At 30.6% G+C, this 11,369-nt stretch carries 14 protein-coding genes; 11 read left to right on the top strand and 3 right to left on the bottom strand.

What is annotated here, in order from left to right; translation table 11 throughout:
- Nucleotides 1-28: 28 nt before the first annotated feature.
- A complete protein-coding gene (locus tag AC4PRO_RS14200; protein ID WP_175460281.1) occupies nt 29-202 on the bottom strand; it encodes a hypothetical protein in 174 nt (57 codons plus the stop codon).
- A gap of 208 nt (nt 203-410) precedes the next feature.
- Between AC4PRO_RS14200 and pyrR the strand changes: the two genes are divergently transcribed.
- The 8 genes from pyrR to AC4PRO_RS14160 all read left to right on the top strand — a co-directional run bounded on the left by pyrR (nt 411) and on the right by AC4PRO_RS14160 (nt 7,078).
- Nucleotides 411-950: a bifunctional pyr operon transcriptional regulator/uracil phosphoribosyltransferase PyrR gene (pyrR, locus tag AC4PRO_RS14195; protein ID WP_492117789.1), complete on the top strand. Its 540-nt coding sequence runs from the start codon at nt 411-413 to the stop codon at nt 948-950.
- A 60-nt stretch (nt 951-1,010) separates the two neighbouring features.
- Nucleotides 1,011-1,937, top strand: coding sequence for an aspartate carbamoyltransferase catalytic subunit (locus tag AC4PRO_RS14190; protein WP_492117788.1), 927 nt, complete (start codon nt 1,011-1,013; stop codon nt 1,935-1,937).
- A gap of 52 nt (nt 1,938-1,989) precedes the next feature.
- Nucleotides 1,990-2,322, top strand: a complete 333-nt coding sequence (locus AC4PRO_RS14185) for a ribonuclease Z (RefSeq protein WP_074723630.1) — start codon at nt 1,990-1,992, stop codon at nt 2,320-2,322.
- 58 nt (nt 2,323-2,380) lie between these two features.
- A complete protein-coding gene (locus AC4PRO_RS14180; RefSeq protein ID WP_492117787.1) occupies nt 2,381-3,286 on the top strand; it encodes a ribonuclease Z in 906 nt (301 codons plus the stop codon).
- Nucleotides 3,287-3,387: 101 nt separating this feature from the next.
- The gene (gene pdxH / locus AC4PRO_RS14175) at nt 3,388-4,032 is read left to right on the top strand and encodes a pyridoxamine 5'-phosphate oxidase (protein WP_074723628.1); all 645 of its coding nucleotides are present in this window, start codon (nt 3,388-3,390) and stop codon (nt 4,030-4,032) included.
- Between the two features lie 169 nt (nt 4,033-4,201).
- On the top strand, nt 4,202-4,759 hold the full coding sequence (locus AC4PRO_RS14170; RefSeq protein ID WP_492117786.1) for a CAP domain-containing protein: 558 nt from the start codon (nt 4,202-4,204) through the stop codon (nt 4,757-4,759).
- Between the two features lie 621 nt (nt 4,760-5,380).
- Nucleotides 5,381-6,076, top strand: a complete 696-nt coding sequence (locus AC4PRO_RS14165; protein ID WP_492117785.1) for a CAP domain-containing protein — start codon at nt 5,381-5,383, stop codon at nt 6,074-6,076.
- A 498-nt stretch (nt 6,077-6,574) separates the two neighbouring features.
- Nucleotides 6,575-7,078 (top strand): CAP domain-containing protein, encoded by a 504-nt coding sequence (locus tag AC4PRO_RS14160; protein WP_492117784.1) that lies wholly within the window; start codon nt 6,575-6,577, stop codon nt 7,076-7,078.
- Between the two features lie 121 nt (nt 7,079-7,199).
- Here AC4PRO_RS14160 and AC4PRO_RS14155 read toward each other — a convergent pair whose 3' ends face one another.
- On the bottom strand, nt 7,200-7,463 hold the full coding sequence (locus tag AC4PRO_RS14155; protein WP_492117808.1) for a transposase: 264 nt from the start codon (nt 7,461-7,463) through the stop codon (nt 7,200-7,202).
- 751 nt (nt 7,464-8,214) lie between these two features.
- Here AC4PRO_RS14155 and AC4PRO_RS14150 point away from each other — a divergent pair.
- The 3 genes from AC4PRO_RS14150 to AC4PRO_RS14140 all read left to right on the top strand — a co-directional run bounded on the left by AC4PRO_RS14150 (nt 8,215) and on the right by AC4PRO_RS14140 (nt 10,430).
- Nucleotides 8,215-8,718: a CAP domain-containing protein gene (locus AC4PRO_RS14150; protein ID WP_492117783.1), complete on the top strand. Its 504-nt coding sequence runs from the start codon at nt 8,215-8,217 to the stop codon at nt 8,716-8,718.
- Nucleotides 8,719-9,057: 339 nt separating this feature from the next.
- The gene (locus AC4PRO_RS14145) at nt 9,058-9,606 is read left to right on the top strand and encodes a DUF1697 domain-containing protein (RefSeq protein WP_492117782.1); all 549 of its coding nucleotides are present in this window, start codon (nt 9,058-9,060) and stop codon (nt 9,604-9,606) included.
- A 365-nt stretch (nt 9,607-9,971) separates the two neighbouring features.
- Nucleotides 9,972-10,430 carry an SRPBCC domain-containing protein gene (locus tag AC4PRO_RS14140; protein ID WP_492117781.1) on the top strand — a complete coding sequence of 153 codons (459 nt, stop codon included), beginning with the start codon at nt 9,972-9,974 and terminating at the stop codon, nt 10,428-10,430.
- A gap of 111 nt (nt 10,431-10,541) precedes the next feature.
- On the opposite strand, the gene AC4PRO_RS14135 is transcribed toward AC4PRO_RS14140, so the two are convergent.
- Entirely contained in the window at nt 10,542-11,285 is a 744-nt protein-coding gene (locus AC4PRO_RS14135; RefSeq protein ID WP_492117780.1) for a Dph6-related ATP pyrophosphatase, read from the bottom strand.
- Between the last annotated feature and the right edge of the window lie 84 nt (nt 11,286-11,369).

The following is an 11,369-nucleotide window of genomic DNA, read 5'->3' as shown; positions in this document are numbered from 1 at the left end:
GCAGGAGTTTTTTTATATTAAAATTTGGTTACTTTTTACCAAATAATTTACTCACGATAAAGAGAATTACCGCTAGAATCGCGATTACTATAAAAATACCCACACCCATTCCAGCTTTAAAAATTCCTTCTACTACTGAACATCCTGTTAGGGATAATATTACTGTTAACAACAACAATATTCTAATTATTTTATTTTGCATAATTTCTACTATTTAGTTCTAAATTTGATTTGTTAGCTTTGATAAAATTAATAAAATAAGTCAAAATTACTTTTATATAATTCTATATATTTGTTATACTATTTTTATAATTGCTCTTTTGTCTCAATGATTTTTTAATCTCGAATGATAATTATAAAATCCTAAACTGGAATTCGTATATTTGCGAGACTAAAAACAACACTTTACTATGACTCAAAAAGTATTGCTCAATTCCAAAGAAGTCAATATTATTCTGCATCGTTTGGCTTGTCAGCTAATTGAAAAACATCTCGACTTTAAAGATACAATTCTAGTAGGCATTCAACCGAGAGGAACTTTTCTAGCAGAACGACTTAAACTTATTTTGGAAACTGAATATAATACCCCTGAAATAAAATTAGGTTATTTAGATATTACTTTCTTTAGAGATGATTTTCGAAGAACAGATAAACCTTTGGAAGCAAATGAAACTAAAATTAATTTTATTGTCGAGAACAAGAAAGTGATATTTATTGATGATGTTTTGTTTACAGGGCGAAGCATTCGATCTGCCTTGACCGCTATTCAATCTTTTGGTAGGCCGTCAGAAATAGAACTACTTGTTTTAATTGACAGACGCTTTAGCCGTAATCTACCTATACAGCCCGATTATAGAGGGAGACAAGTTGATGCTATTAACAATGAAAAAGTGAAGGTAGAATGGAGCGATAATAACGGTGAAGATGCAGTGTATTTAGTTACTAATTAGAGGATTTAGATTAAATAGTAAAGAATCTAATTTTATAAAAACAATAATAATCGTAAAAGAATGAAAGAATTAAGCGTAGATCATTTATTAGGGATAAAATATATTAACAAGAATGATATTGACCTTATTTTTGAAACAGCCGATCATTTCAAAGAAGTCATTAATCGTCCCATTAAGAAAGTACCTTCTTTACGAGATATTACGATTGCCAATATATTTTTCGAAAATAGTACCCGAACAAAACTCTCCTTTGAACTGGCACAAAAACGATTATCTGCAGATGTTATTAGTTTTTCAGCAGCTCAATCGTCTGTAAAGAAGGGGGAAACACTAATAGATACCGTAAACAATATTCTTTCGATGAAAGTGGATATGGTAGTGATGCGTCATGCTAATCCTGGAGCAGCTTATTTTTTGTCTAAAAATGTAAAAGCAAGCATCATAAATGCCGGTGATGGTGCGCATGAACATCCTACTCAGGGACTATTAGACAGTTATTCGATAAGAGAAAAACTAGGTGAAGTAGGAGGTAAGAAAGTTGTAATCGTAGGAGATGTATTGCACTCCAGAGTTGCATTATCTAATATCTATGCTCTGCAAATGCAAGGTGCAGAAGTTAAAGTTTGCGGACCAAAAACCCTAATTCCAAAACACATTGAATCACTGGGGGTAACAGTAGAGCCTAATTTGCGTAAAGCACTAGAATGGTGTGACGTTGCTAATATGTTGCGCGTGCAAAACGAACGCATGGATGTGAATTATTTTCCATCGACTAGAGAGTATGCACAACAATATGGAGTTGATAAAACATTATTAGATTCTTTAAATAAGGAGATTGTAATTATGCATCCCGGACCTATAAACAGAGGAGTAGAGATTACTTCTGAAGTGGCCGATTCCCATCAGTCCGTTATTTTGAATCAAGTTGAAAATGGTGTAGCAATACGAATGGCGGTGATTTATCTTTTAGCATCAAAAATTCAGTAATATAAAAAAAGGTAGTAACTTAGATAGATAGTAATTCTGAAAACGCGGTATAATGAAAGTAGATCAAAAAGGACACACAATTACAATCAAAGACACTCAAGGGGATTTCACTTCTTTTTTGATGAAAGTAACACATCAATATAAAACCTTCGAAAAACATAATATTATAATAGACCTTTTGCATCATAAAGACTTGACTGTAGATGACGTCAAATTATTTTTGCCTTTGTCTAAGCAACATAAAAAAGCAAAAAAATCTTTTATAATTGTTATTTCTGAGTTGGATTATAATGCAGTTCCTGATAAATTAACTGTTGTTCCTTCTCTACTGGAAGCGCAGGATATTATCGAAATGGAAGAAATTGAAAGAGATTTGGGTTTTTAAAAATATTTAATTCTTAATGGATAATTTATCTTAATGTCTTTAATCGAAAAGCATAATTTTGAAACTAACAATACTAGGCTGTTATGCAGCAACTCCCCGCACTTTTACCAATCCCACTTCGCAAATATTAGAAATCAAGAATAGACTATTTCTAATCGATTGTGGAGAAGGTACTCAAGTACAGTTGCGTAAAAACAAAATAAGATTTTCTAAAATCAACCATATCTTTATTTCGCATTTGCATGGAGATCACTTTTTTGGATTGATAGGTTTAGTGTCGACGTTTACATTACTCAATCGAAATACCGATTTACATATTTATGGTCCAAAAGGGATTAAAGAAATTATAAAATTACAATTGCGATTAGCCAATTCATGGACTAATTATGGTTTGCATTTTCATGAATTAGAATCAAATGAAAGTCAAATTGTTTTTGAAGATGATAAAGTAATCGTAAAAACAATACCGTTGAAACACCGCATTTATACCAATGGTTTTTTATTCGAGGAAAAAATGGATAAAAGGAAACTGAATACAGATGCCGTTCAGAATTATGAAATTGACAAATGTTATTTTCAAAATATTAAAAACGGCAAAGATATCACCTTAGACGATGGAAGGCTAATTAAAAATGCACAATTGACATTTGATCCAACGCCCCCAAAGAGTTATGCTTTTTGTTCTGATACAGCCTATAATGAGGCTATTATTCCAATAATAAACGGCGTAGATGTATTATATCACGAGTCAACTTTTTTACAATCAGAAGAAACGCTGGCGGGAAAGACAATGCATTCCACGGCAAGAGAAGCGGCTACAATCGCTTTGAAAGCAAATGTGAAACAATTGGTTTTGGGGCATTATTCGACGCGTTATGAGAATATCAGTCTTTTTAAAGAGGAAGCGGAGACTATTTTTTCTAAAGTGCTTTTAGCTGACGATGGACGAAGTTTTGATTTTTAATCGAAGTCATTAGTTTTTAGAAAATATTAATAAACAGTCTTGTTTTTAGTTTTTTAAAAATAGATAATATATTAAATAGGATAATCTTAAAATAATAAGAAATGCAAGATTTAAGTAATTATAGAAAGTCATATGAAAAGAGCGAGTTATTAGAATCTAACATTCCGGAAGATCCAATTAATCTTTTCAATCGATGGTTTCACGAAACAGAGGATTTTGGAGGAACTGAAGAAGTAAACGCAATGACTGTGGCAACAATTGGTTTGGATGGGTTTCCAAAATCCAGAGTGGTGCTGTTGAAAAGATTCACAGAAGAAGGATTTATATTCTATACCAATTATAATTCAGAGAAAGGAAAGGCTATTGAGGCCAATCCTAATATATGTCTTTCTTTTTTTTGGCATAGTATGGAGCGTCAAGTAATCATAAAGGGAATTGCTCATAGAACCTCTGAGGTCATTTCTGATAATTATTTTGATTCAAGACCTGAAGGAAGTAAGTTGGGAGCGATAGTTTCTAATCAAAGTGAAGTCGTTCCTTCTCGTGCTTATATCGAGGAAAATTTAAAACAATTAGAGGTAGAATATGAAAGTATGGTAATTCCAAGGCCAAAACATTGGGGTGGCTTTTTAGTTGTTCCTGTTGAAGTTGAATTTTGGCAGGGAAGACCCAATCGTCTGCATGACAGAATCCGGTATAAAAGCGTAGAAGATTTTTCTTGGAAAATTGAAAGACTTTCTCCTTGATATGTAAGAAAATGATATTGTCTGATGTTAATTTATTGTCATTTGTCCATTTTATAACATGGTTTATCAGCAAAAAAAGTAGTTTTGAAATCTAAAAAAAAACAAGATATTAAACATTTATAAATTTTTTAGTATATCTAACTAATTTATAATCAAACTACTAAAAATTTTGATAAAAACAAAATTATTTTTTGCATTATTACTTACAACCGTGATATGTACTTTGAATTCTTGTTCCACAGACTCTTATGAAACTCCTGGAACATCAGCTGAATCTTTAGCATTAGAAAAACGAATACGTACAAAAACACCTGTTCCGACACCAACTACTGATTTACATAATTACTCGTATAGTAGTGTTGAAATTCAACTTATGGATTTAATAAATGCTTATAGAGTAAGTAAGGGTTTGAATTCATTAGTAAAAACTAATTACATATCTATAAAGGCTGAAGAACACAATAACTACATGTTATCTACTAATATACTTAGTCATGATAATTTTGCAGTGCGTTCTCAAGATATAATGAAAACTTTGGGAGCTAGATCAGTAGGTGAGAATGTTGCCTATAATTCTAGTACAGCACAAGCTGCTTTTGATGCATGGATGGCTAGTCCAGGGCATAAAGCTAATATTGAAGGAGCTTTTACTAACTTTGGTATGTCAATAAGAGTGAATTCATCTACTGGCAGAAAATATTACACCAATATTTTTGCTAAAATATAATTTAGTATTTTTATAATTCTAAAGGCTGCATCAATTTGATGCAGCCTTTTATTTTAAATCAAATTAGTAATTTGATATTGTGATCTCCTAGAATAAGATAAAGTAAATGAAAAAGGAGCAAATTAAAGAGATTCAAAAGCTACGTATACATCACATTCAACAAACACATGAATATTTATAGTTTGATAATTAATTTCCACAAATAAAACATAACAAAAGTGTTTTCAATTAATTGGTTTATAAACTAATGAGTAAAAGGCATAATCGACAGAAATAATATACTCCAATTATTTCTTTTGTAAGAATAAGTTCAAAACAGCTAATCAAGAAGCTGCTATTTAAAGGATTTACAAATTTCGTATGTTTTATGTGATCTAAACGAGATTTAATTTTTTGTTTATTCGAAATTTATAACAGCTCCCTGCTCCAAAAATAAAACGCTCATTCTTAAAGTAAGAAAAACACATAAACTGCAGTTAAACTTTTGTAAATTATTGATTTTAGTTAGTAGTTTATGGATGAAAAAAGTAGTTTTGGATTCTAATAAAAGATATTAAAAACAATTTTTTCCAAATAATTTTAGACACGAACTATTTGGTAATCAAACTACTACAAAATTTTATGAAATTTAAATCACTTGCCACATTATTACTTGCCTCAGTAATATGTACTATGAATTCTTGTACTACAGATCCTTATGAAGAACCTATTTTACCTGTTGAAATAGTAGCTCCAACACCGACTCCAACACCGACTCCAACACCGACTCCAACACCGACGCCAACTCCGACTCCAACACCAACACCAACACCAACACCGACTCCAACGCCAACGCCAACTCCAACACCAACACCGACTCCAACACCGACGCCGACTCCGACGCCGACGCCAACTCCAACTCCAACGCCGACGCCAAAAACTGACCCATATAGTTATTCTTATAGTGCTTCTGAAATTCAACTTATGGATTTAATAAATGCATACAGAGTAAGTATTGGCTTAAATGCGTTAATAAAAACCAATTATATTTCCACAAAGGCAGAAGAACACAATAATTATATGATAACGACAAACATACTCAGTCATGATAATTTTACAGCGCGTTCCCAAGACATAATGAAAACCTTAGGAGCTAAATCAACTTCCGAAAATGTTGCCTATAATTCCAGTACAGTACAAGCAGCTTTTGATGCTTGGTTAGCAAGTCCTTCACACAAAGCAGCTATTGAAGGGGCTTATACTAACTTTGGGATGTCAATTAGAATGAATTCTGCTACTGGTAGAAAATACTACACCAATATTTTTGCGAGAATTTAATTCTTTTCTTTTTTAAAATTAGAGGTTGTCTATTCCCTGTTTTCAGCCTCTAAATTTTTACTTTAGGAAGGTATAGTGCTATATTTTTTTTAAGACCACCTTTATTTCAATATTTATTATCCTAGAATCAGTACGCATTCATTTGAGAAATAATCAACTCTAAACTCCATCAAGTATTTCACAAATAAAGCTGATTTATATTGGATACGATGATAGCTCTTTCTTCATATTGAAATTCACCACGAATAATTAACGTATTCTTTTAAGATTAAGTGAAAGAATACTACTTTCCGTTATCTATTAGAATTCATTTACTTCTTGTTTCATTCATTATTAAGGTAAGTGAAATAATACAATACAAATAAAAAAGTGTATTTTATCAACTATTTTTGTTGTTTGTCGCAAATAGATGTATGTTTGAAAAAATAAAAAACGTACTAAATACCATATTAAAGAAGTTTGCCCCACAATCTACTTTAAACTTAAACTACTAAATTTATGAAGAAAAATTTATTTCTAGCAGTACTGTTAACAGCAGCTATATTCTCTTTGAATTCCTGTTCGTCTAATACTTCAGAAATATCTAAAGTAGAAGCAAAGATAAATGTTGATGTAAATTATACTTATAGTCTTAATGAGTTAGAAACGATACAACTGATAAATGATTACAGAGTAAGCCTTGGTCTTAATGCATTAGTAAAGATCAATTACATTTCTGTTAAATCAGAGGATCATGATAATTATATGATTAGTAATAATGTTGTTAATCATGATGGGTTTGTAGACCGCTCTGAAAACATTATAAAAACACTAGGAGCTAAAACAGTAAGTGAAAATATAGCTTATAATTATAATACACCTCAAGCTGCAATGACTGCTTGGTTGAATAGCCCCGGTCATAAAGAGAATATAGTTGGTAATTTCACTCATATTGGAATTTCAATAAGAGAAAACGCTGTAACAGGTAAGAAATATTATACCAACATATTTACAAGAATATAATTCGTTTATTTTTTTTAAAAAAAGAGGTTGTCTTTCCCCAAATGACAGCTTCTTTTTTTGTTTTTAGACTAATTTAGAATTATATGTTTTTAAATTAAACTCCACAGCTATTTCTACATTCTTAATGAACCAAGTTGAAAACTCGCGGAATAGTGATAATTAAAGGTAAAATAAAAAGGAAAAATTTAATCTTTCTAACTCCTCTAAATTTAGACATAAAAATTTTTATCTTCACATTTAAGGATTCAACAGAAGTATTTATGAAACCATAATAAAAATAGTTTAAGATTGTTTGATAATGATTTACAATCAATCTAGAAATTATATTGAAGTACTTTAATTGAACTTGATTTACTTTTTCTTTAATTAATTTTGACGAAACCATAAACCTTTTCATTTCAATGATATTATGCCGTTCTTGCGCTAGATTACAGGCTATTTAAATATCCGAAAAATAAGTAACGTCCTTTTTAACTTACTAAATATTTCGATTTGTTTTTTATAAAAAAAATAGTGTCTCTACTAAATTATGTCTGATGATTAGTAGTACTAAGCACCACTTGTCACTTATCTTCATTACGTCATCAACTCAGCGCGATTTTTATATATGTTTTACTTATCCATATCTGAAAATACTGCACAATAAGCTCAGTAAAAACACTAATTCCTAATTTAAATTTCATATATCTTTTTTGGACAGAATTGATCTCTTTTTAGTAGGTATCTAAAACTTTTTGTACCGTCTTATAAATTGTCAATTTAAAAACGATAAGGATGATTTTTAGAATTATAATTTGACCTGTTTAGTATGGTACTCTTCTATTTGTAAATTAACTTGAATACTTTAATTTTTTTTCTACAAATTTGTAAGTTTAATCCATTTAGAATATAAAATTATTTTATAATAAACATGTGAATATTGCAATCTAATGGCTTTAATTTTTTAGATATTTTTAAAATTTAAATTCACTTAAAGTAATCCAATTATTACGTTATTAACAAAATGATGTAGTTTGTCGATTATTTATGTAGTTTTAACGGAATTGTATGTATGTTTGAAAAGAATTAGAACATATAGTAAAACAACATTGAAGAAGTTTGCCCCACAATCTACTTTAAACTTAAACTACTAAATTATGAAAACAAAACTACTTTACCCAGTACTTCTTTTAGCAGTTATTTTTACATTAAATTCCTGTTCATCTGATGCTTCAGAAGCATCTACTGTAGAAGCAAAAATATTAGTTGATGCAAGTTATACTTATAGTCCAAGTGAATTAGAAGCAATGAAATTGATAAATGATTATAGAGTAAGTGTTGGACTAAATTCATTAGAAAAAATTAATTATATTTCTGTTAAATCAGAAGTTCATGATAATTATATGATTAGTAATAATGTTGTTAATCATGATGGTTTTGTAGACCGTTCTGAAAATATTATAAAAACACTGGGAGCTAAAACAGTAGGTGAGAATATCGCTTATAATTATAATACTCCTCAAGCAGCGTTAAATGCCTGGTTGAATAGCCCTGGACACAAAAAAAATATAGTTGGTAATTTTACTCATTTTGGAATCTCAATAAGAGAAAATCCAGTGACAGGTAAGAAATTTTATACTAACATATTTGCAAAAATTTAATTAGTTTTTTTTTTAAAATTAGAGGCTGTCTTCCCCCAATTGACAGTCTCTTTTTTATTTCTATAAAGCAAAAATAATACAAATTTCCCTTGGTATTAATCATTCCATTATTTAAATAGACTTTTTTATTTTTTAAATATTGTACTGCAAAATCTATTTCAATATAGAACAATGCAGGAACCATTAGTTTGATTGCACAAACTTCTTTTAAATCAACAAATATTTTTTCATTAGCTACTTCTCTCCTCAACAAGGCTTATACTTTATTTATGAAATAAGAAATTGGGTAATTCATTATAAACACAATACCTTTGGAAGATTCAATAAAAAAGATATAAAATGATAACCCATCTCGCACTTTTTCGTGGCATTAATGTTTCTGGTCACAATATGATAAAAATGGACGCATTAAAAACCACTTTGGAAAACATTGGTTTTACAAAAGTGCAAACGTATATTCAATCAGGGAATGTTTTTGTAACCACAGAAGAAGAAAGTGCCGCTAAAGTAGGTTTTATTATCAAGCAGGAAATTTTTAAAGTCTTTGGCGGTGATGTACCAGTAATCATTCTTAATACAGCAGATCTCCAAGCTTGTTTTACCAACAATCCGTTTTTAAAAGAGAAAGAAGCAGACACGAAGAAATTATATGTCGCTTTTGTTTCTAAAGAGCTTCGTTCTGAAAATATCAATGATTTAAAAATCAGTCAATTTAAGCCTGACGAAGCCCATCTAGACGGCAATCGGATTTTTATTAAATACGCTGTAGGAGCAGGGAAAACAAGGCTAGATCAGAAATATATCGAGAAAAAATTAAACCTGACGGCGACCATCAGAAACTGGAATACAGTCACAAATTTGCTAAAGATGTATCAAGAAATGAATTAAAATATAATCGGGATGGTTTTTACTTTACCAAGCTTAGACTAATAAATTCAGATGCAAAACAGTAAATTTAAAACTGACTGATTAAACTAAAACTCCGGAATCTAGTGATTTCGGAGTTTTTTTATACTGGCAATTCTTCAAAATAAAGTTCATTACCACTCTATTTCTTATGATAATATTCGCAATTTATTTGAAGTTTTTGTTTTAAATTTATACTTAAATAGTTGATAATATATTTTTTAATACTCTTTAAAACAGGTTGTTATATTATTTTAGAGAATTAATTAAAATTAAACATGATCTCACGAGTAGGTACTTATCTCAACTTACATGAAAGGAAGATGTGAAATTTAAACGATAACATTATGGAATCAAATGAGAAAATAGTTATTTCGGTCGAAGTTATAATTGACGCCCCAGTTGAAACGGTGTGGAAGAATTGGACTACACCTAAAAATATTATGCTATGGAATGCAGCTTCTCAGGATTGGCATACTACTTTGGCAGATAATGATTTACGAATGGACGGGATTTTCTGCTATAAGATGGAAGCCAAAAACGGGAGCGCCGGTTTTGATTTTAGAGGAAAATATGAGGAAGTTCAAGCAAATGAACAAATTTCCTATGTTACAGATGATGGAAGAAAAGTAAAAATTTTTTTTACTAAAGAAGAGTATAAAACCAAGGTGGTCCAACTTTTTGAAGCTGAAAATGAAAATCCGATTGAATTACAGAGAGAAGGATGGCAAGCCATTTTGAATAATTTTAAAAATTATGTAGAAATGCATCTTCAAGAAATAAGCTTTTCAAAATGGAAAGTCTAAAAATAACTTCATTTTTATGTTTCCTTTTTCAAGGACTCTAAGATTGATCACATCAGCCTATTTACGATTAAATAATTTTTGCAAAAAAAGGAGTTACTTCTGAGTTTTTTATTATAAACGCGACCTCTGCAGTAGATCACAATACCAAAATCCATAATCAAAAGCATCAGTTGCATTTGTATCACAAGCGGTATTAGACGAATCTTCTTTTGGTTTTTCATATTTGCGATACACGATTTCTCCAATTTCAAAATCAATCGGCTTTGAGAAAATAGGACCGTCAAAAGTGAAGGTATGAAACTCGCCATTTTCACCACAAACATCTACATTTTCAGGCAAATCGTTAATAAAATCCTGATCAATTATCCTTCCTACAAAGCTTTTGTCTAGAAATCGCTCGTTGACACAAACGACAATGGTTTTAAAGCCCAGTTCAATGAATTCCTGTATTAAGTCATCCGTTGGTACTTTCCAAAGTGGAAAAACGCCTTCAAATCCCATAATAGCAAGTTTTTCTTCTCGATATTTACGTAGGTCTTCGAGGAAAATATCACCAAAAATAGAGTGAGTTAGCCCTTTATTTTTTAGTTTTTCCAAAGTTCTTTGTACAACAATTTCATACACTTCCATTGTTGGCATTTCGGGGATTTGCATGATCTCCAGAGGTAGTCCGATGCTTTTGGCCTGTTGTTCCAATAATTCTACACGAACACCATGCATGGAAATACGCTGAAATTCTTGATTTACGCTGGTAAGCAAACAACTGATTTCAAATTCAGGATCGCGTAATACTTTATAAAGGGCTAGAGCAGAGTCTTTTCCGCTACTCCAATTAAATAGGGCTTTCTTTTTCAAGGTTTTTATAGTGTGAATTTCTATCCGTAAACTTACAAAAATACTTCTGTTTGTTCCTTGAATCCTTTGTAACTTTGGCTTTTA

The sequence above is a fragment of the Flavobacterium sp. DW-iso2 genome (assembly GCF_058725285.1).
Note: the sequence above shows the minus strand (reverse complement) of the source record. Positions and strands in the feature narration are given on the sequence as shown.

Coding starts and splice junctions, on each gene's coding strand:
- AC4PRO_RS14140 (WP_492117781.1), top strand. CDS start 9,972: ATGGAATCAAATGAGAAAATAGTTATTTCGGTCGAAGTTATAATTGAC.
- AC4PRO_RS14185 (WP_074723630.1), top strand. CDS start 1,990: ATGAAAGTAGATCAAAAAGGACACACAATTACAATCAAAGACACTCAA.
- pyrR (WP_492117789.1), top strand. CDS start 411: ATGACTCAAAAAGTATTGCTCAATTCCAAAGAAGTCAATATTATTCTG.
- AC4PRO_RS14145 (WP_492117782.1), top strand. CDS start 9,058: ATGATAACCCATCTCGCACTTTTTCGTGGCATTAATGTTTCTGGTCAC.
- AC4PRO_RS14150 (WP_492117783.1), top strand. CDS start 8,215: ATGAAAACAAAACTACTTTACCCAGTACTTCTTTTAGCAGTTATTTTT.
- AC4PRO_RS14160 (WP_492117784.1), top strand. CDS start 6,575: ATGAAGAAAAATTTATTTCTAGCAGTACTGTTAACAGCAGCTATATTC.
- AC4PRO_RS14200 (WP_175460281.1), bottom strand. CDS start 202: ATGCAAAATAAAATAATTAGAATATTGTTGTTGTTAACAGTAATATTA.
- pdxH (WP_074723628.1), top strand. CDS start 3,388: ATGCAAGATTTAAGTAATTATAGAAAGTCATATGAAAAGAGCGAGTTA.
- AC4PRO_RS14155 (WP_492117808.1), bottom strand. CDS start 7,463: ATGGTTTCGTCAAAATTAATTAAAGAAAAAGTAAATCAAGTTCAATTA.
- AC4PRO_RS14190 (WP_492117788.1), top strand. CDS start 1,011: ATGAAAGAATTAAGCGTAGATCATTTATTAGGGATAAAATATATTAAC.
- AC4PRO_RS14165 (WP_492117785.1), top strand. CDS start 5,381: ATGAAATTTAAATCACTTGCCACATTATTACTTGCCTCAGTAATATGT.